We start from the raw sequence: 23046 nt of genomic DNA, 5'->3' as shown, positions 1-23046 counted from the left end.
CCGGTGGACACCCCCAAGTTGTGGCGCGGCCGCACCCTCGACGATCGCTCGGCGGATCGTCGCGCCCGGCTTCTCGACGTCGGCGCCGAACTGCTCGGCACCGGCGGAACGGCCGCGGTGACCATGCGGGAGGTGATCCGCCGGGCCGATCTGAGCCCGCGCTATTTCTACGAGAGCTTCGACAACCGCGAGGCGCTGATCGTCGCGATCTACGACCGGCACGAGGCCGAACTGCTCGCCCGGCTCGCCGCGGCGCCGGCCACGGCGGACCTCACCGCCACGGTCCGCGCGGCGCTGCTGGTGTGCGCCGCCTATTTCGAGGAAGATCCGCGGCGGGCCCGGATCCTGCTGCGCGAACCGATGACCGACGACACCCTCCGACAGCACAGCGCCCACCGCCTGCCGCTGTTCCTGCGCAGCACGGTCCCCGGATTGGGCGAGGCCGCCGCCGCACTGATACCGGACAGCGAGGAGACCCTGGCGGTTATCGGCACCGCGCTCGGCGGCGCGCTGGTCGCCCTGTACGTGGATTGGGTCGACGGCCGGCTGACCCTCCCGCGGGAGCGGCTCGTCGATACCGCCACCGCGATCGTTCTCGCACTCACCGAGCAGGCGGCCCGCGAATCCGCCGCCGCCGACGGCACCGCGAATCCGTGACGGCCCGGCGGGCTCAGGCGGGCAGGCCCACGAGTTCCGCGCTGCGCTCCCACAGCGCACGGGCCGCGGCCGCGTCGCAGGCCACGTCCGAGGGCTCGGGCCAGGTGAGCCGGCCGCCGCGCAACGCCGCGTAGACCCGGCCCGCGGGCGGCCGCACGGCTCCGGACGCGAGGTCGGCGAGGGTGTCCCCGGCATCGGAGCGGGTATTGAGGGTGGGGTCGAACCGCCGCGCCGGGCGGCTCAGCACCGGAGATCCCATCACCGACCACGCCATGCGCATATAGAACGGCAGATCCTTGGCCAGCCCGGTCCCGAAGACCTGGCCCGGGCAGTAGGCCAGCGCGACGATCCCCTTGTCCCGCACCTCCTCGCGCTCCGAGATCGCCCGCGCCGTGAGCACGGCGCACAACTTCGACGCGGTGTAGGCGTGTTCGCCCGCCTTCCGCGGACGGTCGTGCAATCCGGGGTCGCGATCGGGATACGCCAGGAGGGAGGCATCGGCGTGGCGGGGCGGTTCGAGTCCGGCGCCCATGGCGGGGTCGTGGGTGCCGCTCGTCGTCAGCACCACCCGGGCGCCCGCACCGAGGGAGGGCAGGAGCAGGCGGAGCAGTAGGTAGTGGGCCAGATGGTTGACGGCGAAAGTCGTCTCGAATCCGTCGGCGGTCCGGCGACCGGCGTCGGCGAGAACCAGCCCGGCATTCAGAACCAGCGCGTCGACCGGGGTATCGGCCACTTCCGCGCGCACCGCGTCCGCGAACACCCGCACCGAATCGAGAACGGCAAGATCCAGCGGCAGGCACAGCGAATCCGGTTGCGGATCGGTGCGCGTGCCCAGTAGCAGTCGAATATCCCCCGAACACCGGAGCCGGCCGGCCGCTATGGCCCCGAACCCCGATGTTCCGCCGGTCATCACCATGGTCGCCATCGCGTGCCCCTCGGAATCCGTCGGATCCTCCCCCTTCAGCATAGACCGCCCGGTCAGGCCCGGGTTCACGCATAGTGATCGTCGACCGATCTGCCGAGCACCCTGGGGAGGCACCCCCGCGAGTCAGGCGCCGATTTCGGAGGCGGCCCGGAAATCGCTGGGGCGTATCCCGCGATGCCGTTTGAACGCCGCGCTGAACCCGAACGCGTCCGCGTAGCCCACCGACTTGGCCACCTGCGCCACCGTGAGACTGCGGTCGGTGAGCAACTCCTCCGCGTCGTCCATCCGGCATTCGGTGAGATACGCCAGCGGCGATTGCCCCATCACCTCGGAGAACCGCCGCGCGAACAGCGCCCGTGACACCCCCGCCTCGGCTGCCAGCGCGGCGACCGTCCAGCCGGCGGCGGGCTTTCCGTGCATCGCCTCCAACGCCGGCCCGACCACCGGGTCGGCCGGGCCGCGATACCAGCCGGGCGCGTCGGAGTCCTGACTCTCGAACCAGTCACGCAGCGTGCACACCAGCCCCCAGTCGAGCAGCCGGTCCATCAGCGCCTGCGCACCGGCCGGCCGCCGGGACGCGTCGGCGGCCACCGTTTCCATCCACTCGCAGACCTCCGGATCGTCGGACACCACCAGCACCGGCGGCAGCGCGCGCATGAGCCGTTCGTGCCGCCGGCCCGAGGTCCGGTAGGCGCCCACGATCAGCCTCGTCTCCCCCGCCCGGTCGTTGCCCCAGCGGCCGTCCTCCAGCGGCGCATCGCATTTCACATCCGGTGCGAAACAGGCGATCTCGTATTCCTCGTGCGGCAGGCCGACGGTCTCCGCGCGGTCGGCCAGCAGGAACGGTTCCGGACCGCGCACGATGGCGGTGTCCCCGGCCGTGACCGGCCGCCGCACCCCGCCGGGCAACAGCAGCGTGCCGCCGCCGCGCAGCACGGTGATCATGGTGAGCGGCGCCCGGTCGGCGAACCGGATGCTCCACGGCGCCTCCAGAACCGCGTTGGTGAGAACGGACCCGTCCGCACGAATACCGCCCAGCAATTTGCTCAAGGGATCCACTCCTCCGAGAGTAGACGAACTCCTATCAGATGTAGAGCAATACCCATAGATCGTCCATCCAGAGCCGTGTGGAATGAGATCAGACCGCACAACCGAATATCCGGGGAACCGGATCGAGATGGAGGCCCCCGTGTCGCACAACCCGTCCGACGACACCACGACCACCCGCACCGCCCTGGTCGTCGTCGCCCACCCGCGCCGCGATTCGCTGACCGCCCATATCGCCCGGCTCGCCACCGACCGCCTCACCGCCGCCGGCTACCGGATCGACCTGCTCGACCTGCACGCCGAGAACTTCGACCCCCGGATGACCGCCGCCGACCTGCCGGAATGGGGTAACCGCGAAAAGGCCTACTCCCCCGAGGTCGAGGACCATATGCGCCGCGTCCTCGCCGCCGATGTGATCGTCGCGGTGTTCCCGGTGTACTGGCTGCAGGTCCCGGCCATCCTGAAGGGCTGGATCGACCGGGTCTGGAACTACGGATTCGCCTACGGCCGCAGTAAACCCCGGCTCGCCGGCAAACGGATGCTGTGGCTGGGCCTGGCGGGCGCGGCGGACGACGACGCGGTCGTCGACCTCATGCAGGAAGCCCTGAGCACGCAACTCAACGACGGAATCGCCTTCTACTGCGGCTTCTCGGATTCGAAGGTGGGCCTGCTGCCCGGCGCGGAGGAGAAGCGGCAGCGACTGGACGCGGCGGGCAATCTCCTGCTCGACGACGCCCTGACCGGCAGCGTCCGCGACGCCCATTACGCGGGTTTGGAAGAGCGGGCGCTGGGATTCGTCGACGACTTCCTCACCGCCGACCGGATCCCGGCCTGACCTGCCTTCGACCGGAGCGGTTCCCGGCGCGCCCGACCGGCCGGCCTGTTATCGGCCGGCCGGGATGGCTCCCGCCACCGCCTCGGTGACCTTCGTGAGTTCGCCACACAGCGCGGGAAGCCTCCCCTCCTCGTTCGCCGTGGCTTCCACCAGGACCAGCCCCGGTTCGCGGTGCTCATCGCCGGGCAGCTCGAACGCGACATCGCAGAAGTACTCGCTCTCCGCCCAGACGACCATGAGCGCCGGGCGCCCGCGCGGGGTCACGCGTTCCGGCCGCGCGTATGTCTCGGTCCGGAACAGTTCGTATTCGAAGGAGAGGTCGGGGAGGGAAATCCGGATATCGAACCATCCTCCGCTCCATTCACAGGACGGGCTTTCCGGAGTGCCTTCCGACTTCTTGCTACCGGGCACCAACCCGGCGGCGGCGATATCGCTTTCCCGGATACCGCACGGATCCCACGAAGCGCCGCGGGGCGCTGTGGTGGTCGTCGAGGTCTCGGAGTCGGCGGTCGGCATACCGGACGGCCAGGTGAGCTCGGTGGTCGGCAGGTCCGTGCCGGCGTGCCGGGCGGCAGCCGCGGCGATGGCCTTCGCACCGGTCCGGAGGTCTTCGCGGAGTTCCGGCGAATCGCCGACCGGCATCACCCGGGCCGCGGGCCAGTCCAGTCCGGACGTGCGTACCGCGACGAGCAGATTGCCGATCCGGAAGCGGACAGCGACCTCCACGTCACCCTCGCCACGGGAGTTCTCCCAGGTGACGGCGTCCTCGCCGAGCCCCGGCAGGTCGACCGGGTGCGCGCTGTCGTCGCCGGTGTCCATGTCCCGCAGAGCGCTCGTGGTGGCATCCGCGTACTGCGGCAGCATCGAAATCCCGTAGGAGATACTGAAACTGCGGGTCACCGGCATCCGCGCCGACCCCAGCGGCGCCGCGGGGACCATCTCCGCGTATTTCGCTCCGCAGTACAGATCCTGACTGTAGGAGTTCGCTCGGCGGTCGTCGTCTTCTATACCGGCGGGTGAATCGTGCAGATCCCCCGCGAACTCACGGACGGCCGGCGCCAGCGGCTCCATCGCCTCGGAACAGGTCGCGGGTAACGACGAGAAGCCGGGCCGGTACTCCGGCTCATCGGGTCCGTACGAACAGCCCGTCACCCACAGCAACGCGCACAACACAACGAGCGGAAACGCAGTCCGACTCCCACGCCCGACCCCCATGACACCCCCTGCAGAGAACGGACCGCGCAGCCCGATCCGACCTCCGCACGGTACACGAGGGACAGCCGTACCCGCGCCCTTCGGGCAACCGGCGGGATCACCGGGTGCCGAATCGTCGCGTTATGCGTAGTGTGTTGCGAATTCATCTGCAGCACAGAATAAGAGGGGGAATTCCTATGACAATTCGTACGACTGCCCGACCGTTGGCCGGCGCGGTGATCTCAGGTCTCGCGATCGTCGCGGTCTCGTCGACGCTCGGCGCGGGATCCGCGGCAGCGGTACCGGCCGGTGACGCGTTCTGCACCGCTGTCCCGGTAGGCAGCCGGCTCGATATCCAGTGCACCAACACCGATGTGGGCGCGGCCACCGCCGGCGTGATCGGATTGTGCACCAACCTGCGCATTCTCTACCGGGCCGGGGAACGTATCCGGCCCGAATCGACCACCGCCTGGAGCGAGGACTGCGGCCCCGGCGCCCACCCCATCCTGTGGCAGGCGAGCGCCGAAACCGACTACGAACGCAGTCTGCGCGACCAGTGATACCCGCTTCCCGATAGCTTCTCCGGGCGGTGCGGGCGGTCACGGCGCCGTCAATCGGTATCCGTGGCCGCCAGCACGGCCATACCCCGTCCGTCGGGGCTCAGCGCGACCACCCCGAAATCCCACGCCACCTGCTCGAACCACTCTGTCGACGCATGCAGTTCGAACCAGGCGCAGTCCAGGACGAGTGCCTCGACCGCCGCTGCGTCCGCGTCGGCCGGACATCCCGCCAACCCGGCGAGGGAGCGCCAGGCGTCGAGTCGCCCATAGGCGGCGTACCGGCCGGAGTTGTACGCGCCCCCGGTGGACGCGGCGGCGAAGAGGATCCGCCATACCTCCACCGGCGAACAGGCCGTGACCTCGAAACCCGCCTTGCCGCCCGCGCCCTCCAGACATGCCAATCCCAGGCTCGCCACCGTGGCCGTAATCGTCTGGGGTACTACGGGCTCCGCGAATTCGAAAGTTCGCGCCTCCACACGCCCGTTGGACTCCTCGACCCAATTCGCCACTGCCGCCGTGACAGCCTCGGCGCGCGTCGGTGTTGTCGTCTCGAGCGCCGTCGGGACCAGGCCACCGGCAGGGATCGGCTCACGGCTGCCCGGCGAGGGACCGAACGGCATCGAATGACTGCTGCCGTGTGCGCTGTAGTTCGGAAGCGAGGGATTCCGCTCGAACCGGGACAGCGTCAGCGGCAGCCAGGCCAGTGGATGATGACCGCGATGCGGCGATACCGCCCACGTCGCGACCGCCCCTGCCGCCGCCACATCCACCCCGCGGAGGAGCATCTCGTGAACCAGGCAGGAACGCAGTTCCTCCGACGCGCCGGCGTGCGCACTCCCCCCGGCGAATACTCCGGCGAGATCCGCGGGCGCCTGCCCGGAGGCGAGCAACGACGCCGCGTACCGATGCCGCCGGCGATCGTCCACGGCCGCGAGCAGCCGCAGCACCTGGGTGACGTTCTCCGAACCGCGGGTGCAGGCGAGTAGCCGCAGAATATGAGCGAACACGCTGCGGTACTGCCACATCCGGTCCGACTCGGCATCGTAGCGGCGCGCCAGCGCGATCCCGAGATCCGCGACGAATGCGGCGTCTCCGCTACCCAGAGCGTCGTCGGCCAGCTTCCAGATGCTCTGGACATTCTCGACGTCCGCCAACCCCACCACGATCTTCGCTATCCGGTCGTCCACACCACCGAGCGTATTCCCATCGACGGCCCCGCACCGGCGCCGATTCAGCGCAGCAGCGGCTGGGCTCAGTGACCCCACCGGGTGCGCTTGCGGTGCAGGGCATCCGAGGCTGTGATAGCGTCTCCGCCGGAGAAGGGGCCGGTCTTTAAGCGGGGGAATCCGACTGCATCGCAGCCGAATTCGCCTGTCGGGGGCTGGGTAGATCTAGTCTTGGGGATGCTATGCGCTTGCGGTCGCTGACCACGTCGATCCTGGGTTTCCTCGCTGTCGCCGCGATGGGCGCCGTGTCCGGCGGTGCCGCATCGGCGGAGCCACTGGCGGACAAATCACGCGAGATCACGACCGATGACGGCTGGCAGATGCGGATCACGAAATCCGGTGAGAACCTGGACCGGTATCCGAATCTGGCAGCGACCCCGTTCACGCGGGAAGGTTTCGTCAGCCTCGAGGCCGCCGCCGATATCGACGGTGCGGGAAATGCTCCGGTCAACACCGGCTCGGTGAGCCTCGGCTACCAGATCGGCTGCCAGGTCGACGTGACCAGCGGTGCCGCGATCGGAGTGGCGATCGGCCCGAGTATCTCGATCGGCGTGACCACCGGGGTAGGGGCCAGTGCGACAGTCTCCCCGACGGTTTACCTGAAGCCGGGCACGATCACCGATATCCCGTTCGGGAGTAAGCCGCTGACCGGACGTCATGCGTCGATCACCTCCGATCAGGTGCATATCAAGATCGACGGTTGCCTGGGTCCGGTCAGTTTGCGATCGTACGCGCAGGTCAGGATATCGACGCCGACCGCGGATAATTCGCTGGCCGTGTACGGCGACCCGATCTACCTGTGAGACGCGCCGATGTCTGCTGCGAGGACTCCGGGTTCCGTGGGCCGCTTCGGCCGCTGGTGCGCGGTAGTGGTGGCCACTGTCGCGGCAGCGTCGGTCATCACTGTGACGAGCGCCGGGGTCGGTGAGAAACCGTCCGCCACAGCGAAGCCGATCAACCCCTACGTGCCGTGCCCCCAATGGCAGGAGATGCATCCGGGCTGGCCCTGCTGGGGCAACTTCCCGGAGATCGAGGAACCCACCCTCCCGAGCGCCCCTCCCGTCACACCGCCTGCGGTGCCACAATCGGTGCCGACGCCCAGCATTCCACCATCGGCGACAGCGCCGCCACCACCGGCCGCCGCACTCACCCCGCCACCGCCGACTCCGCCACCGGATCCGTGTGTGGCCATCATCCCGGTGCCCGGCTATGTTCCGCCGGCGTTGCCGGGAAACCCTCCCCGTCCGCCGTGCTCGTCGGGTTCGGACCCGGTACCGCCGAATCCGCGCGAGCTGATCGAGCCCTACCTCAACCCGGCCTGCGCCGGAGGAATCCGAGTCCTCAGCAGCGAAGACGTTCACGACGTCGTTATCGAGATCATCGGCCCCCTCGAAATAGAGAATCCGAACGATCCGTTCGTCCGCCGGGTGATCGACCGCACGAACGGGTTGAACAAATGCGATTTCGGTTCCAAGGATCAGATCAAGCAGCAGGTGTGGAACGAGGTCCGCGACGAGTGGTACCGGCTGTATCGAAAACGCTTCCAGGAGCGCAACAACCGTGCCGACTGCCAAGGCGGGAAGAACAGGTCGAAGGACTGCGAGGGCCTGGTGGCGGTCTGCTACAAGGCCGGTGAGCCCGTCACTCCGCCGTTGACCCAGCAGCGCGACAGGTACATCGTCGGGGTCAACGACTACATCCGGTCGCAGGGCTATCCCGCGATCCGGATTCCGGTGGACAAGGCCTTGCGACGCAGAGCAAGCCAGGCCGCGGAACAGGAACGGAACGCCAACCCGGGAAAGTACCCGAACGATCCGTATCAATTCCCGAACGGTGCCGCCGCGGGGCACGTCCCCGACACCACCTGGAGCGGCCCGCTTCCCGGTAGTCCCACGCCCTACAGATGGGAGGCGCTGGACAGCAGTCTCAACGCCTCGATCGGTGGACAAGCCGGCGCCTACCCCCACGGATATCGCGCCATCGCCTTCGTTCCCGGCGAGTGGACGGCCGGACGATGCATCCCCGCAGCCACACCGTATGGACTGTCCGCACCACCCGCATACGGGGCCTAGCATGAACGACCGAAGCACGTCCTATCCGCGCTGGAGGCACCTCATGAATGTGTTGCGAGTGTCCCTGCTGCTCGCCGCGGCGATCGCGACTGCCTGCACCACCACCGGCCCGGAACCGCAGCCCGCTGCCGACGATTGGTATCGGACCGCGATCACCCAGCTCACCAACGCGCAGCGGGCCTGGTACGAGAAAGAGAAGAAGGACGGGATCGACGACTCCTGGATGGTGACCGGTCCCGAGCCGCCCGCGTCCGACGCGGCGATCCATGCCGCCGAACAACGCCTCGGAGTGAACTTCGATCAGCAGTACACCGAGTGGCTCCGCCATGTGAACGGCTGGAAGGCGTTCTCCGGCGGTACCGACTTCTTCCCGCTCGACGAGATCGCGCCGGACTCGATCCCCGCCGGGAACCTCCGGGTGTTCCTGGAGAACGCGGAATTCACCCCCGATATGGTCGGCGTGGACTCGTTCGACCGCTTGATCGTTATCGGCGGAACCCGGGCGGGCACGGACTTCATCACCGTCGAAGCCGCCCCCACTCCCGAGACCGCGAGCATGCCGGTCTACGAATTCGCCCACGGAGATTTCACCAGATACGACGATCTCAAAGCGTTCATCCAATCGGAGATCGACACCTTGAACCAGATGTGAACCGGGCCGACTCCGATATCGGCCCGCCGCCGGCCGCGCGGTCGCGCTATGCGCCGTATCCTCCGTCGATCCTCAACACCGCACCGGTGACGTAGGAGGCCTGCGGGCTCGCGAGGAAGACAACGCCTGCCGCGATCTCCTCCGGCCTGCCGTACCGGCCCATCGCCGTCGTCGGAAGGAACATGGATGCGGCCGGGCTGTCGGCGGGATTCATCTCGGTGTCGACGAATCCGGACTGGACGATATTCACCGTGATACCCCGGTGGGCCAGATCGCGGGCCGCGCCACGGCTGTAGCCCTCGAGGGCAGATTTGGTGCCCGCGTAGTCGGCCATACCGGGGAAACCCACCCGCGTTCCCACACCCGAGCTGATACCGATGATCCGCCCGCCCTCGGGCAGCAGCGGGGACGCCGCCCGGATCGCGGCCACCACACCGGTGTAGTTGATGGCGAGCTGGCGGTCCAGCGCGGACTCGTCGGCGAGTTCGCTGTCGATCGGGCCGGGCACGGTGACGCCCGCATTGTTGACCAGGATGTCCAGCCTTCCGAACCGCCGGACGACATCGTGGATCAGACCCGCCGCCTGCGCCGCGTCCGCCTGGTCGGCCCGGAAGGCCGCCGCGCGCACTCCCTTTGCTTCCAGCTCGGCGACCACCGCCTCGGCTCGATCGGCCGAGGACGAGTAGCCGATAGCGACATCGGCTCCCTCGTCGGCCAGCGCCAGCGCCGACGCCGCCCCGATCCCCCGCGATCCGCCGGTCACGATCGCCACCTTGCCATCCAGCTTTCCCATGCGCTTCCCACTTCCCTCGGTATGACATGCAACGGAGTTATTGACCGTCCGGTCCACAATAAGCAGTTCTGGACCATTCGGTCAATAACCCGTATCGTGATCGGTATGGCCCGTCCCCGCGCGTTCGACGAGAAGCAGGTACTCGACTCGGTCCGGGAGCAGTTCTGGAACGCCGGTTACGCCGCGACCTCACTCGACGACCTGACGCGGGTCAGCGGGCTGGGCAAAGGCAGCCTCTACGCGGCGTTCGGCGACAAGCGCCAACTCTTCCTGCGGACACTGCGCGGCTACACCGACGACAACCACGACCGGCTCCGGAAAGCCCTCACCGAGGAGCCACGGGCCCTGGACGCACTCCGCATGCTCCTCGAGGCGCCGATCACCGACCCGACCGGCGCCGATACCCGGCGAGGCTGCCTCATGGCCAACAGCACCTGCGAACTCGGCACCGCCGATCCGGAAGTCCTCGCCCACGCCCACCGCACCTACGAGACCTCCACCGCGCTGATCGTCGACTGCGTCGCCCGGGCTCAACGCGAAGGCGACCTACCGGCCGAAGCGGACCCGATCGCACTGGCGCGGGCCCTGCTGGCCGCGCAGCAAGGGATCGTGTTCATGAGCCGCACCGGGTTGGACACGGCCACACTCACGGCCACCGCACGATCACTCGCGGCCCAGCTCCTGCCGGACCACCCCGGCGACTGAAACCACGAACCGTTCACGCTGTCTCGGATCCGAAGCCGATCGAGGTTCTGGCACCGTCTCGAATTCCCGTTCGCACCAACGACGCCCGCTCTATTTAGACCCCCTACGGCAGCCGGCGCGAAGGCGCGGGAGGAGGCAGTAGACGGCGGACTTCGAGCAGAGATCATCTACCGTATCTACATCTACGAGTTCTACAACTTCGACCACAAGAAGCAGGACACGTTCAGATTGAATGTCGGAACGAATGTCAACAACGAGATGCGGGAACTCGAAGAATTCGGATGGGCCCGGAGTTTCCGTGTCCACGGTGAAGCGCCGAGGCTCGAACAATGGATCGGAAATCTGTGACGCACAGAAGTATTCGGAGAGCGGTCGGCATCGGCACAGCGGCATGTATCACCGTATCGACTCTCGCCGGGTGCTCCTCCGACGAGGAAGACGCTCGTAGCCTGGTCGAATGCGCAGGCATTGTCTTCCCCGAGGAGATGGATGCCCTGTGGTCGTGGACCGACAGCGCCTTTCGCGAGGCAACCTCGGCGGCAGTCGTCGATATTCCCGCAGACTCGGTCGGTGAATTCTCGCGGCTTTCCGGATTCGCCCGGTTCGAGCCCGGAGTTCCTCCGTCATGGCCGTCCTACTGGCACGACAGTGGAATGGCCGATGTCCTGTCGGCCGATACGGGAAACGAACACTCGATCGACGAATACCGCGATCCACGCCGCTACGTCGTCATCCACGACGGAGGCGGTGACACGCGCCGGATCTTCGTGCGCACCGACTGCTGAATCCGGATCCGCGTCCCCCGCGCCCAACACGAAGGCGCGCTACCGGCGGAAGCGGACCCGATCGCACTGCCTGCCGGACTCCCGGATTTCCCGGCGGGCTTGTCCCGCATCGAGACCGATCAGTGACTAACGACGCCCCGGCGGCCGCCGATATGCCGGATATGAGTCTGAAAAGCGCTTGTGGAAAACAGGTTTCGCTTCAGGTGGGGGTGGCTGCCGCGGCGGCCGTTGCCGCGCTCGTCGGTTTCAGTAGTCCAGCGGCCGCGGTGCCGTCCGATCAGGTCACGCAGTTCAACCCCACCCTCGCCCGGGTGCCGGGGTCGGGTTGCTCGGCCATCATCAACGCCGAAACGGTTCCGCAGCCCGGGGTGGGACATCTCGGGGTGAAAGTGGACATCACCCAGGTCGGGACAGGGTGCCGGCCCTACCGGGTGGCGATCCGGTGGAAGAATCTCGACACCGGCGCCACGGGCGGCCAGTCCCACAAGGTCCTCGCCGACGGCGTCCTCGAGTACGCGCCCGGAAATGTGATCACCGGTATCGGCATGGGCCCCGGACCGGGGCGGGTGGAGGCCACCCTGGTCGCCACCGCCGACCACTACCCTCAGCACCCTGAGCTGGAACAGCTCTCGGGCATGGCCTGGATCACCCTCAACAAGTAGGAAGCACCCCCTGGGGCCGATTCGTCGCGCGATCGGCCCCTTGCTTCCCGTTCACGATGACGGCATCTGGAAGCCCTCTGGTCCCGGTTACCAGAGGTGCGCCGGAACCAGGACCGTCCAGACCTGCCCAGGCGCGAAGGGGATGGCTGTACCGGTAGGGGTTGTATACGTTGTGCCCGACTCCGGGGAGGGCCGGGACCACACGGCCGGAAACGCTCGACCGTCGCGCAATACGACCGCGTCACCGCTACCGGTCGTCTGGACCAGGGGTGAGACGCTGCCCGCGACATCGCTGACGGCCGAATCGCTTACCTGCACACTCTGCAGCACGACCGTACTCGCCATAGCCTGTCCGGTATCGGCGACGGTATAGGCGGCACCGTCCATGGACACCAGCCACCGCTGGTTCTCGGGTGACCAGTCGAAACCGAACACCGCGTCCTGGTACCGCGCCTCCTCGTATTGTGTGGGCCGGCCACCGGCAGGCGTGGGACCGAACGGCAGCTGCGTAGCCTGCGGCCAGCCGCCGCCTTCGGGCAGCTGATCGGACTGGACGAACAGGTTGTGCGGAGCGGCGCGGTCGTAGTCGCGGAAGTACGCCGCGGGTTGCCGCTCGGCCGAGGCGTTCTGGAGCGGCGACCGGTCGACGGAGGCAGTCAGCTCGGGTGCGGCACCGGAGGATGCCAATGTCGGGTTGCCGAACTGATCCAACAGCGTCAGATCCGTCTCCCGCGCGCTGCGGACAGGTCCGATCACCGGCGGTTTATCGGCCGAGAACACCGCGGCCAACCGGCTCAAACCACCCTCGACCGGCTCGACGTAGACCACATCGGCGGCTGCCAGCCCGACCGGTGGCCGTGCCTGCGGACTGTTGTCCACTTTCGCGACCAGTACGGGTACCCCCGCCCGGGAGGGTGTGTCCTCACCGGGTGAAGCGCGCTCGGGTCGGGTGCCGCTACTGCACGCGAGTACCGCGCACATCCCCAGTGTCGTCAGGAACGCCGCAATCCACAACCACCATCGCCGCTGCATAGGGGTAACTTCCGAACGCACCCGAGTCTACGCCGCACGCTGCACGGCAGGCGTGGGGCCGATACGGTCCTGCGACAGTGCAAGCCGTGCACGCCCGGATGATGTTCTCAGCGGAGTTGACGGAGACCTTCGGCCATCTGATCACCCCACGCGACGACCTCCTTTCTTCGTCCGAGACGTGCTGTCAGCTGTGGCGCCACACCCGCGAACTCCCCGATCCGTATAGATCCTGGCGAAGCGCCGCACAGAATCCGCGCAGACCGTATTTGGTGGCCGCGTAGATGGAGGTTCGGGCCATCGTGAGCTTGCCGCCGATCGACGAAACATAAACGAAGTGCCCACGCCCGCGGTCCAGCATCCCCGGCAGCAGTTGCCGGGTCATCAGCATGGGTGCCCGCAAGTTCACGTCGAGAGCGCGGTCGAGTTGTCCGGCTGTGAAGTCTTCGACTTTCCCGGTGGCCGGGAGCGCCCTACCGCGCCCGAGCGCGGCGGAGGATTCCGTTGTTGCGCACGCTCATCTGTTCGGCGTCGATCGGATCTCACCGGATTGCGGTCGGATAACACACCGATGAGGTGACAGGCGGGAAACCCCGGGCCGAGGGCTCGTCACTGCCGACCTTCGTTCATATCACGCACCAGGTAGCCGAGTGCTGACGACAGACCGCTGCTGCGGGTCCACAACGGGATCGTCCCTTCGATGATGGAGGTCCCGACGCCGCCTCGGTCGGCGGCAACAACCAGCTTCCATCCGCTGCGAAAGACAATACGCAGAGCACCGGACTTTCCGACCACGCACGACAGGATCTCACTTGCGAGAGCTTGCCGGACAAGTTCGAAGTCCATTCCTTCCAATGGCCGCAACTGTCCGTCCTTGCGAGCGATCGATCCGCGGGTCAGTTCAGCGTCCATTCCCACTCGGATTTCGATCCCCGAATCCACTCGGAGTGTGAGGTCGCCACCCCTCACCGCAATATCGATCACATGACTCCCGCGCAGCGGCAGTACCCATCGATCCTCGTACTCTCGAATGACTTTGCTCATGAGAAGGTCCTCACTCCGGCTCTTCGTGGTCGAAGATGTTCCCGATGCTGTCCTCCGATGCCACGCCTCCGGGGAGCACGCGAAGCACCTGCCGGGTTTTCGTGATCGTCCCGACGACTTCCATATCGAGAGGTACACGATCGGGCGAGACCATTGGACCGAAGGTTTCTTCAAGGCGGGTGCATGAACATGGGCAATCCAGAGGAATCGGCCTTCTTGGTCGAGCACGTCTACCGTCACCATGCCGTGGAGGAGGTGAAACGCATCGGGGTGTACGCGTCGGCAGAGGAAGCGCGATCCGCCGTGACCCGGCTCCGTATTCGTACCGGCTTTTCCGACCACCCCGATAAGTTCGTGGTCCGCGACTACGTGGTCGACCGGGATCACTGCACGAACGGGTAGGACGACGGCGACCGAGACAGGCGGACAGCAGAGTAGGCTGCCGCTGTCGATGGAGATCCCGCCACCTGGCCCCGGCGTGAGGGCGGCAATAGTAGCGAGGTGCATACGAGGAGCGACCGTGCCGGCACCGCGATGGGCGCCCGCGCCAACGGCAGCGGGCTCAACGGAGTCACTGGATCATGACATCGGACAAGTTGGGTTCGATCGACTTCCAACTCTATCTGTTGAAGACGATGCAACCGCCTCGACCTATCCTGGATTCCGCCCTGTCGCGCCTGAACAGTACGACCGGACACATGCTCGCAAGCGCCGATTCGATATCGAAGCAGATCATGCCGGGCAAAGGTGGATCGGCGCACGCACTGAAGCCGATTCTGCATGAGGCCCTGATGAACGAGACCCGCGGTCCCGAATCCGAAATTCTTCTGTATCGGCTCCCGCTATGGGAAGAATTCGCGCTCCGGTTGGAGCTGGACGACCTCCCCTTCATGAAGAGAGTCGAGTTCGTCGACCTCGAGGGTGCCGACGAGGAGGTTGTCCCGTGGAAGTTTCTCGAAATCCACACGAGCGAGAAGTTCGCTGACGTCCGAGAGGTCGATTCCTGGGGCACCTACAACAGCTACACCGTTCGAGACCGGAGGACCGGTAGACACCTCTTCCTGAGATTCTCATGGGGGCTGCTTCAGGAGGTGGACACGGTGGCCGATCAACCGCAGTGAGGTAAGCCGCCGGAGCCAGAGGGCCGCTACCGCATCGACATCAGTCGAGCTGGTAGATATCGAGCCGCTTGACCTCACCTTCAGAATCTCCCGATCCACCCAATGTCACTTCGAACAGCCAGGAGTCAGCGATGCCCACACCGCGATGGGTCGCCCGCGCCAACCGCAGCGGGCTCAACAAGGTCACCCGGTTCATCGCGCCCTGGGCTCCGGGGTGGGCGGTCATCGTGCATCGAGGGCGGAAGTCGGGCCGGGTCTTCCGGACGCCGCTGTGGGTGTTTCGCCGGGACAACGGTTTCGTGATCGCCCTGACCTACGGGACCGAATCGGATTGGGTGAAGAACGTGCTCGCCGCCGGCGGCTGTGAACTGGAGACGCGACGGCGGCGCTATCTCGTCGGTTCGCCGCACCTCTACCGGGATGAATCGGCCCGGGGGATGCCGCTGTTCATCCGGTTCATGCTGCGCCGGGTCATCAATGCTCCGGACTTCCTCGGTGTCGAGATCGTCCGGGAGCTCGAGAAGCCGGCTTCCTAGGACGGCAGTGCGTCCGACGCGACCCCACCCGCGAAGTTGTGCCGGGATTCCGGAATCGGTTGCAGTCCGGTGACATACACTCCACCGGTACCGCAGGGAGCGAATTTCGGAGTATGGATGGGGTGGGTGGGGAATGCCCGTTGGTCGGATTGCGCTGCTGTCATTTGTCGTCGGTTCATCGGTGGCACTGGTGGCATGTGGAGGAGTGCAGGCCAGCACGACTCCGATCGGTGAGACGAGCGACTTCGACGCGCTCTGTACCGGTGGTGATTTCCTGGGCCCGAAGCGGACGTCCTTCCCCGACGCGGCGGCCTACGAGGGCGGCCGGAATCCACTGGTGATCATCGAGAACGCGAGTGTCGAACACCCGTCGTCATCCAACAGTTGGACCGGTTTCTCTTCGAGCGATGCGGATCTGGAGCCCATCGGCGACCCGAAGCAGGTGCAACTGGTCGCCTGCGCCGAACACGGGGAAGACCACGAGAGTGTCGGGACCTGCACCTTCGATGAGGGTGAGACGGCGAAGGTTTTACGCTCCAGCGCGAAGGTGACGATTTTCGAAGCTCGATCGGCGGAGCAGGTAGCCGAGGTGACCGTCGACGCCGCCCACTACACCTGCCCCTCCATCATGTGGTTCAAAGGTGAACCCACGGTTTACACCTCGCCGACATTGCAGGAGTACCGCACGGCACTGGAGCGGGCCGTACCCGGTATCGAGATCGTCAGGTAGCCCGTTGTCTTCGTGGGAACCCGGCCCCACGTCAGCCAGGCTCGATACGACTTCTTACCCCGTCGTTCGCATGCTCCTGGTGTGTCGCCGGACTGTGGTGGCGTCGACGGACCGCTGATGCGGACAGGGTGCTTGCGACGATGGCCGGCCCAGCAGCGTTCGAGGAGTCCGAATCGCTGAAGCTGGCGCCGGCCGACCCGTGGATCTCACTATCGACCGACCCTACGGAACCGCACCCGACTTGCGGGTTTCTCCACCTTGCCAACTACGGCTACGTGCCCGGCACACTAGCGCCCGACGGCGAGGAACTCGACGCTTACTATCTGGGCCATTCCGAACCGATGACCTCAGCACACGGCACCTGCATCGCGATCGTCCACCGGCTCCATGACGATGACGACAAACTCATCGTCGTTCCCAACCCGCCACAGCACTGGACGACGCGGATATCACCGCCGTCGTAGAGTTCCAAGAGACCGCCGGGCACTACCTCATCATCAGACACTGATCCTGCCGATGGCGCTCTACGAAAACGATAGGGACACCTCGGGGGCTTCCGCGGCGGGGCGCCGGACGGCCGGGACCAGTGCATCTGGCGTCAGAGGAGGTCCGCCCGGGCGACGATCAGGTTGATATGGATTCCCATCTCCGCGTCCCTGACGTCGCGGGAATCGCTCCTACTTCGCTGAGCGCAACGCGAACACTTCTATGTCATCCAACGCATCCTGCGTACGTCCCGACGTTTCCGGATCGATCAACAACTTTTGTAACGCAGGAACGACACGCTCGTCGATCCTTTTGTGGATTCGAGCAATATGTCCAAGCGCCGTAGCTGCAACAACCCTGATACCCACCTCTGGGTTATCTAATAGTTTCAAAGCCTCTTCCGTCACCCAATGATCATCAGAATCATGTAACGCAAGCCTCAGAATCGCTTGAGAAACGCTCCGTACGTCGCCGGCCTGGAGCATCGCGAGCGCCTCCTCACGATCGATCGGATACAACTCTTCATATTTCACAGCGGCCTACCCCTCCTGTCGACAATGCCCGCCTTTATCAAAACACTCTGCTGCGCCTGAGTAAGCTCTTCCCACGTGCGCCTGTGTCCATGGTAGATACCCGTTTCATGTTCGGTTAGATCGAAAATTGCGAACTCTCCGGTCGCAGGATCATACCCCACCCGCCGGGGAGTATTCTCGTTCAGCCGCACAGAGTTATCGAGAGTTTCCTGCGGATTGGTCGGCGCGGGTGCGGCGTCGCCCCGCTGTTTCGGGCCGTGTTTCGGGGATGCCTCATAGATAAGCGCCGGTTTGGATACGATCGCAGCCAATTGCGCCGTGACGGGTCCGAGGTCGGGAAGAATATCGAATTCCTTGGTTGAACCGACCGCACCATCAGCCAAGACCGCGAGGCCCAGGACTTCCGCAAGGTTGCTGAGCACGTACGCATCGTGTATTGCCTTGACGGTCCGGGCGACCATGCCGCCGACACCGACTCCCGCAGCTGCGAGACTGCCACCGAAACTGAGCCAAGATATCGCGGCAGCGGCAGCAATCGTAACGCCGATCTCGAATAGTAAATGTTCGACTTCGCTTTTTATGGTCGTGCTGACGTCGACTGTTGAGGTTCGGTAATTCCCTACACACAAGGCCATGAAAGGAGATGAATCAATAATCCCTTGGGCAGCATTTTTCATGACCACGAAATGATCTCCGATCATCTGCGCAGTGACCGGCTCGTCCATACCGATGAACATGTCAGCGATCGTGGTTATTCGGGCAATAGAACCGGTAACGAACTGGTGTTCACCGAATGTGGCCCATGCAGCACTGGCACCGGCCAGTGTCGATATCGCCGTTCGGTAGTTTACCGAACTGGTCGGTTACCTTCTTCACGAGATCATCGAAAAACTCGGCGATCCCACCTTCATTGCCCAGACCGTTGCCGTTATCAGCGACGGAGCTCGGGATCTGCACGTCATGCACGGACATCTGAAAGATAGTGGGCCGGTCGGGGTGGCTGTTGTTCGCAACCCCATGCCTATACCCAATAGCCCGGAGTAGATAACCGAAGTTTGTCAATGCATCGGCGAGATTCGTGCAGGCTTGCAATACCGCATGAGCATGCTTGTCATATACCTCTCCCCACTGCTTGCAGCCAGGAGCGTCGCCTGCCATCCCCGCGCATTCGACTTTGACGGCGTCATGGACCGGCTTGTCGGCAGCGCGAAGGTCATCGGCGAGCTCGTGACATTTCTGCGCTGCCTCGTAGTACAGTCGCCAATCCACCCTGATTACCGGGTCACCCATCGCCCAGTAACTTTCGATTGAACTCGATCGCGCCGGTATACCGATCATGGGCCTCGCGGGCGGCATCACTCATCTCCGTCATCCCGGTCGCAAATTCGCGCGCTCCGGTCGCCCACAGTTGATGCGCATCCCTGTAAGCGGCCGCAGCGATCGCCTCCCACGCACCATCGAGGCCCGCCACTCTGTCGTCGATGAGGTCGAGTTGCTCGGTGATGTAGGTCGCGAGATTTGCCAGCCGAACCGCTATGCCGTCGAGTCGGTCCAGGTCGACGGTGAATTCGGACTTCACAGGTTCAAACTCGGGAACTGTTGGGATACGCCGTTGTCAGTGGCCTCATAGGTATCCGATTGGACTCCCAGTTGCTGCGCCATTCCGTCCAAAGCCTGCAGGATTTTCAGCCCGCCGGCGCGGAGTTCGGTCCAACCCCCGAAGAACTCGTCGGAGAGTCCCCGGTCCACCCGTCCGCGAGAAGTGCGTCCACATCCATGCTGGCCGAGTCCAAGCCCGAACGTAGGTTGCCGGCGATTTCGGCCACGAATCGCCCCACGGACCGAACCTCCTCTGGCACAACAACAACGCCAGGATGCGGATTCCCCCTTGATCTACCATGGCCTCGAGAGTACCGATGAGCTCGATCCGCGCAACGCGGAATATGGTACCGCCGCATCTGTGGCACTGATGGCATATAGAAGAGTACAGGCCGGCCTCAGGGGAGATCCGCCCGGGCGACGATCAAGTTGAGCAGGGGCAGCTGCAGGTCGCAGCTGGCCTGGGACGTGTCGTCGAGTTCGACGTCCGTCTTGTTCCGGGCCGTGTCGATATGGATGCCCATCTCCGCGTCGCGGAACGTCAGACGGACAACACAATCGCCGCCTCGCTGATAGTCGACGACGGCCTGTCGACCGCCGATCTCGATATCGCGGACGTGATCGGGCGACACGTTTTCTGCGGCGGCGCGATCCTGCACGGAGATCTTCAGGTGCTCCCCCCAGGTGCACACGGAGGAGGTATCGGTGTCGGATCGCTGCGGTTGGGTGATGTCGTCGGCGGATCTGCCGGCGTCGACCTCGGCGACCTCGACCGGTTCCACCAGTGAGCACACGTCGAGCGAGCGCCAGTCCCGGGGCTCCTCGAAATCTCCGCCGCAGCCCGCCGCGAGTGTTGCGGCGAGGGCGGCCGTCAGGAGATGACAGTACGGTCGGAGGGATTTCACGCGGATTGTCACCGTCAACTGCAGCCCCCAAGCCGGTATGCGTCTGTGCGGGAGAGTATCAATTCGCTCGATGATCCTCAACCGGATTGCGCGCCCGAGGAATTGAACTACGGGCTACGCGGATATCACGAGGGCGGGGCGAGAAGCTCGCGGCGGGACTTGATGCCGAGCTTCGCGAAGATTTTGCGCAGGTGCCATTCGACCGTGCGGGGGCTGATGAACAACCGGGCCCCGATCTCCGGATTGGTGAGACCTTCCCGCACCAGCCGCACCACCTGGGTTTCCTGGGCGGTGAGTTCGTTTCCGTTGTCCGCGATAGGTTTTCGGATGTTCTCGCCGGTGGCGGCGAGTTCGCGGGCGGCCCGCTGCGCGAATCCTCCCATTCCCATGGTGGTGAACAGGTCGTGGGCGGTGTGGAGGTGTTCGCGGGCGATATGGCCGCGGCGTTCGCGGCGTAGCCATTCGCCGTAGACCAGGTGGGCGCGGGCCAGTTCGCCGCGCAGGCTGGTGCGGGAGAGGCTGTCGATCGCTTGCAGGTAGCGGGTTTCGGCGGCGGTGCCGGTGGCGAGCAGGGCGTGGGAGCGGGCTTCGATACCGGTGGCCCAGTCGGTACCGGCGGGGGTGGTGACCTCGGTGAGGCGGGTGAGGGCCACGCGAGCTTCGTCGGTGGCGCCGGTGCGGGCGGCCGCTTCGATGTATTCGACGAGCGACCAGATGGGGATGCCCACCTCCAGCTGGACGTATTCCCTGTTGGCCTGCTGGGCCGCTTCGGCGGCTTCGTCGTAGCGGCCGAAGCTGTTGTAGAGCAGGGCGCACGCCCAGCTGCTGACCACGGGGCCGACGCCTTCGCCGCGGCGCAGCGCGCCTTCCTCGGCGCGGCGGCCGAGGTCGAGGCATTCGGTTTCGTGGCCGCGCCAGGCGGCGACGAGGAGGTCGGCGTAGAGGGGGGCGGGGATGCCGACGGCTTCGGAGACGGTGCGGATCTCGGCGGCGGCGGTTTCGCCGTCGGCGAGGTCGCCTTCGGTGACGTGGACCAGGCAGCGGACGGTGAGGGCGAGGGGTAGTGCGGAGGCGAGGCCGGATCGGCGCACCAGGTCGAGGTTGCGGATGCTCAGGGCGGAGAGGGTGTCGTGGTCCCACAGGCCGGCGGCGGTCGCGGCGGTGAGCCACAGCCGGCGCAACGCCTCCTCGGGCTGGAGTTCGGGACGGCGGTAGGCGCCGAGGGCGGTCCGCAGGGCGGGAACGGCGGCGCTGTGGCCGTCGAGGATGCGGGTGGCCCAGCCGTCGAGCAGCAGATCGGACGGGCGCGGCGGATGCGGGGCGGGGGTGTCGCGGGCGGCGCGGGCGGCGTCGTTCTGGCCGCGGTCGTAGGACTGGGGGCCGGCGAAGATCGCGGCGTCGATGACCTCCAGATAGGTTTCCCGGGCGTGGGCGGGATCGTGGGGCGCGAGCCGGCTCGCGGCGTCGAGCAGCAGGGCGGGAGCGGCGCTGCCGCGGTTGGTGGTGAAGGCGATACGGGCGCGTACCAGGTCGGCTTCGGCGCGCAGGCGGTCGTCGTCGAGTCCGGCCTCGGCGAGGGAGAGCAGTTTCAGCGCGGTATCGGGATCGCCCGCCTCGTGGGTCGCCTGGGCGGCGGCGAGGGCGCGGGTGCGGCGGCGGTCGGTATCGGGGGTCAGTTCGACGGCGCGGGCCAGGAAGGCGGCGGCCGCGGCGACACCGCCGCGGATGCGGGCGCGCAGGGCGGAGCGCTCGAGTTCGGCGGCGACGGCTTCGCCGGGGTTGGACGCGCCGTAGGCGGCGTGCCAGGCATGGCGGTCGGGGTCGGCGGCCGGATCGGTGGCGGCGGCGAGCGCGCGGTGGGCGCTGCGGCGGTCGTCGGGTGAGGCGGCCCAGTAGACGGCGGAGCGGGCGATGGGGTGGGTGAACCGGACCCGGTCGCCGAACTCCACCAGACCTGCCGCGACAGCGGGGGCGGCGGCGTCGATATCGACGCCGGACCGTTCGGCGGCGAGCCACAGCAGTGCGGGTTCACCGGTCGGGTCGGCGGCCGCGACCAGGAGGAAGTGCTGGGTTTCGGGCGGGAGATCGGCGGTCCGGCGCAGGTAGGCGTCGCGCAGGCGCGCCTTGATCGCGGGGGCGGCGGGGAGGCCGAAGCCGCCGGCAAGTTCGCCGAGGGTCGAGGTCTTGGGCAGTTCGCGCAGCGCGAGCGGGTTGCCGCGGGTCTCGGCGACGATCCGGTCGAGGACGTGATCGTCGACCGGGCCCGGGATGGTGGCGCGCAGCAGGGCGCGCGCGTCGGGGTCGGCGAGGCCTTCGAGACGCAGTTCGGGCAGGCCCAGGGGTTCCGCGGGTTCGGCGACCGCGTCGTCCTGCGCCCGGACCGCGAACACCAGGGCCACCGATTCGGCGCCGAGCCGCCGGGCGGTGAACGCCAGGGTCTGCAGCGAGGCGCGGTCGAGCCACTGGGCGTCGTCGACCACACAGAGCAGCGGTCGCTCGCGGGCGACCTCCGACAGCAGGCCGAGCACTCCGAGGGCGACCAGGAAACTGTCCGGGGCGTGCCCGCTGCCCAGCCCGAGTGCGGCGCCGACCGCGTCGCGCTGGGCGCCGGGCAGTTCGCCGAGCCGGTCGGTCATGGGCAGGCACAGCTGGTGCAGGCCGGCGAAGGCCAGTTCCATTTCGGACTGGATACTCGTCACCCGCGCGACCCGGAACCCCCGCGCGTGCTCGACCAGGTAGTCGAGCAGCCGGGTTTTGCCGACACCGGGTTCGCCCCGGATCACGAGGGCGCGGCTCTCGCCGGCGCGCACCGCGCGCAGCAGTTCGTCGAGCTGTTCGCATTCGCGGTCTCGTCCCGGAACACGCGGCTGCATGGTGCTCCCGTCGGTCTGTCGAACGGACTCGGAACGGCTCCCGTACGGGGAGCGCGCCTGACGCATATCGGAAGAGC

At 66.5% G+C, this 23046-nt stretch carries 27 protein-coding genes and 1 pseudogene; 14 read left to right on the top strand and 14 right to left on the bottom strand.

What is annotated here, in order from left to right:
- Positions 1–3 precede the first annotated feature (3 nt).
- The gene (locus ACZ6SF_RS18525; protein ID WP_466063375.1) at positions 4–657 is read left to right on the top strand and encodes a TetR/AcrR family transcriptional regulator; all 654 of its coding nucleotides are present in this window, start codon (positions 4–6) and stop codon (positions 655–657) included.
- Between the two features lie 13 nt (positions 658–670).
- On the opposite strand, the gene ACZ6SF_RS18520 is transcribed toward ACZ6SF_RS18525, so the two are convergent.
- A complete protein-coding gene (locus tag ACZ6SF_RS18520; RefSeq protein WP_466063374.1) occupies positions 671–1624 on the bottom strand; it encodes an SDR family NAD(P)-dependent oxidoreductase in 954 nt (317 codons plus the stop codon).
- An 81-nt stretch (positions 1625–1705) separates the two neighbouring features.
- A complete protein-coding gene (locus ACZ6SF_RS18515; RefSeq protein ID WP_466063373.1) occupies positions 1706–2641 on the bottom strand; it encodes an AraC family transcriptional regulator in 936 nt (311 codons plus the stop codon).
- 130 nt (positions 2642–2771) lie between these two features.
- Here ACZ6SF_RS18515 and ACZ6SF_RS18510 point away from each other — a divergent pair, with 130 nt between their 5' ends.
- The gene (locus ACZ6SF_RS18510; RefSeq protein ID WP_466063372.1) at positions 2772–3464 is read left to right on the top strand and encodes an NAD(P)H oxidoreductase; all 693 of its coding nucleotides are present in this window, start codon (positions 2772–2774) and stop codon (positions 3462–3464) included.
- 48 nt (positions 3465–3512) lie between these two features.
- On the opposite strand, the gene ACZ6SF_RS18505 is transcribed toward ACZ6SF_RS18510, so the two are convergent.
- Positions 3513–4616, bottom strand: coding sequence for a DUF3558 family protein (locus ACZ6SF_RS18505; protein ID WP_466063617.1), 1104 nt, complete (start codon positions 4614–4616; stop codon positions 3513–3515).
- 239 nt (positions 4617–4855) lie between these two features.
- On the opposite strand from ACZ6SF_RS18505, the gene ACZ6SF_RS18500 reads away from it, so the two are divergent.
- Positions 4856–5218 carry a hypothetical protein gene (locus ACZ6SF_RS18500; RefSeq protein ID WP_466063371.1) on the top strand — a complete coding sequence of 121 codons (363 nt, stop codon included), beginning with the start codon at positions 4856–4858 and terminating at the stop codon, positions 5216–5218.
- Positions 5219–5268: 50 nt separating this feature from the next.
- Here ACZ6SF_RS18500 and ACZ6SF_RS18495 read toward each other — a convergent pair whose 3' ends face one another.
- Entirely contained in the window at positions 5269–6405 is a 1137-nt protein-coding gene (locus tag ACZ6SF_RS18495) for a DUF6183 family protein (RefSeq protein ID WP_466063370.1), read from the bottom strand.
- Positions 6406–6626: 221 nt separating this feature from the next.
- Between ACZ6SF_RS18495 and ACZ6SF_RS18490 the strand changes: the two genes are divergently transcribed.
- From ACZ6SF_RS18490 to ACZ6SF_RS18480, 3 genes are all read left to right on the top strand, one after another.
- Positions 6627–7247 (top strand): MspA family porin, encoded by a 621-nt coding sequence (locus tag ACZ6SF_RS18490; protein WP_466063369.1) that lies wholly within the window; start codon positions 6627–6629, stop codon positions 7245–7247.
- Between the two features lie 381 nt (positions 7248–7628).
- On the top strand, positions 7629–8516 hold the full coding sequence (locus ACZ6SF_RS18485) for a hypothetical protein (protein ID WP_466063368.1): 888 nt from the start codon (positions 7629–7631) through the stop codon (positions 8514–8516).
- 43 nt (positions 8517–8559) lie between these two features.
- Positions 8560–9168, top strand: a complete 609-nt coding sequence (locus tag ACZ6SF_RS18480) for an SMI1/KNR4 family protein (protein ID WP_466063367.1) — start codon at positions 8560–8562, stop codon at positions 9166–9168.
- 46 nt (positions 9169–9214) lie between these two features.
- On the opposite strand, the gene ACZ6SF_RS18475 is transcribed toward ACZ6SF_RS18480, so the two are convergent.
- On the bottom strand, positions 9215–9961 hold the full coding sequence (locus tag ACZ6SF_RS18475) for an SDR family NAD(P)-dependent oxidoreductase (protein ID WP_466063366.1): 747 nt from the start codon (positions 9959–9961) through the stop codon (positions 9215–9217).
- A gap of 105 nt (positions 9962–10066) precedes the next feature.
- Between ACZ6SF_RS18475 and ACZ6SF_RS18470 the strand changes: the two genes are divergently transcribed.
- The 3 genes from ACZ6SF_RS18470 (at position 10067) to ACZ6SF_RS18460 (ending at position 12113) form a co-directional block, all read left to right on the top strand.
- The gene (locus tag ACZ6SF_RS18470) at positions 10067–10666 is read left to right on the top strand and encodes a TetR/AcrR family transcriptional regulator (RefSeq protein WP_466063365.1); all 600 of its coding nucleotides are present in this window, start codon (positions 10067–10069) and stop codon (positions 10664–10666) included.
- Between the two features lie 329 nt (positions 10667–10995).
- The gene (locus ACZ6SF_RS18465; RefSeq protein WP_466063364.1) at positions 10996–11451 is read left to right on the top strand and encodes a hypothetical protein; all 456 of its coding nucleotides are present in this window, start codon (positions 10996–10998) and stop codon (positions 11449–11451) included.
- Between the two features lie 203 nt (positions 11452–11654).
- Positions 11655–12113 carry a hypothetical protein gene (locus tag ACZ6SF_RS18460; protein WP_466063363.1) on the top strand — a complete coding sequence of 153 codons (459 nt, stop codon included), beginning with the start codon at positions 11655–11657 and terminating at the stop codon, positions 12111–12113.
- Between the two features lie 87 nt (positions 12114–12200).
- Here ACZ6SF_RS18460 and ACZ6SF_RS18455 read toward each other — a convergent pair whose 3' ends face one another.
- From ACZ6SF_RS18455 to ACZ6SF_RS18445, 3 genes and pseudogenes are all read right to left on the bottom strand, one after another.
- On the bottom strand, positions 12201–13145 hold the full coding sequence (locus tag ACZ6SF_RS18455; protein ID WP_466063362.1) for a DUF3048 domain-containing protein: 945 nt from the start codon (positions 13143–13145) through the stop codon (positions 12201–12203).
- Between the two features lie 184 nt (positions 13146–13329).
- Positions 13330–13593, bottom strand: a pseudogene (locus ACZ6SF_RS18450) (SDR family oxidoreductase); the annotation flags it as partial.
- A 158-nt stretch (positions 13594–13751) separates the two neighbouring features.
- A complete protein-coding gene (locus ACZ6SF_RS18445; protein ID WP_466063361.1) occupies positions 13752–14186 on the bottom strand; it encodes a DUF6188 family protein in 435 nt (144 codons plus the stop codon).
- Between the two features lie 189 nt (positions 14187–14375).
- Between ACZ6SF_RS18445 and ACZ6SF_RS18440 the strand changes: the two genes are divergently transcribed.
- The 5 genes from ACZ6SF_RS18440 (at position 14376) to ACZ6SF_RS18420 (ending at position 17037) form a co-directional block, all read left to right on the top strand.
- Positions 14376–14588: a hypothetical protein gene (locus tag ACZ6SF_RS18440; protein ID WP_466063360.1), complete on the top strand. Its 213-nt coding sequence runs from the start codon at positions 14376–14378 to the stop codon at positions 14586–14588.
- A 296-nt stretch (positions 14589–14884) separates the two neighbouring features.
- Positions 14885–15307, top strand: a complete 423-nt coding sequence (locus ACZ6SF_RS18435) for a hypothetical protein (protein ID WP_466063359.1) — start codon at positions 14885–14887, stop codon at positions 15305–15307.
- Between the two features lie 131 nt (positions 15308–15438).
- Positions 15439–15843, top strand: coding sequence for a nitroreductase family deazaflavin-dependent oxidoreductase (locus ACZ6SF_RS18430; protein ID WP_466063358.1), 405 nt, complete (start codon positions 15439–15441; stop codon positions 15841–15843).
- 181 nt (positions 15844–16024) lie between these two features.
- Positions 16025–16573, top strand: coding sequence for a hypothetical protein (locus ACZ6SF_RS18425; protein ID WP_466063357.1), 549 nt, complete (start codon positions 16025–16027; stop codon positions 16571–16573).
- 140 nt (positions 16574–16713) lie between these two features.
- A complete protein-coding gene (locus tag ACZ6SF_RS18420) occupies positions 16714–17037 on the top strand; it encodes an inorganic diphosphatase (RefSeq protein WP_466063356.1) in 324 nt (107 codons plus the stop codon).
- A gap of 213 nt (positions 17038–17250) precedes the next feature.
- Here the strand turns inward: ACZ6SF_RS18420 and ACZ6SF_RS18415 are convergent, their stop codons facing one another.
- The 6 genes from ACZ6SF_RS18415 to ACZ6SF_RS18390 all read right to left on the bottom strand — a co-directional run bounded on the left by ACZ6SF_RS18415 (position 17251) and on the right by ACZ6SF_RS18390 (position 22969).
- Positions 17251–17592: a hypothetical protein gene (locus tag ACZ6SF_RS18415; RefSeq protein WP_466063355.1), complete on the bottom strand. Its 342-nt coding sequence runs from the start codon at positions 17590–17592 to the stop codon at positions 17251–17253.
- Complete coding sequence (locus ACZ6SF_RS18410; RefSeq protein WP_466063354.1) at positions 17589–18329, bottom strand: hypothetical protein; 741 nt, start codon at positions 18327–18329, stop codon at positions 17589–17591. Before ACZ6SF_RS18410 ends, ACZ6SF_RS18415 begins: the two co-directional genes overlap by 4 nt.
- Before the next feature lie 49 nt (positions 18330–18378).
- Positions 18379–18882, bottom strand: a complete 504-nt coding sequence (locus ACZ6SF_RS18405; protein ID WP_466063353.1) for a hypothetical protein — start codon at positions 18880–18882, stop codon at positions 18379–18381.
- A complete protein-coding gene (locus ACZ6SF_RS18400) occupies positions 18875–19171 on the bottom strand; it encodes a WXG100 family type VII secretion target (protein WP_466063352.1) in 297 nt (98 codons plus the stop codon). The genes ACZ6SF_RS18405 and ACZ6SF_RS18400 overlap by 8 nt, the downstream gene beginning before the upstream one ends.
- 418 nt (positions 19172–19589) lie before the next feature.
- On the bottom strand, positions 19590–20114 hold the full coding sequence (locus ACZ6SF_RS18395) for a hypothetical protein (protein ID WP_466063351.1): 525 nt from the start codon (positions 20112–20114) through the stop codon (positions 19590–19592).
- 107 nt (positions 20115–20221) lie between these two features.
- Complete coding sequence (locus ACZ6SF_RS18390; RefSeq protein ID WP_466063350.1) at positions 20222–22969, bottom strand: AAA family ATPase; 2748 nt, start codon at positions 22967–22969, stop codon at positions 20222–20224.
- Between the last annotated feature and the right edge of the window lie 77 nt (positions 22970–23046).

Source organism: Nocardia sp. NPDC049935, from assembly GCF_055586645.1.
The sequence above is the reverse complement of the archived record's forward strand: the minus strand, read 5'-3'. Positions and strand labels throughout refer to the sequence as shown.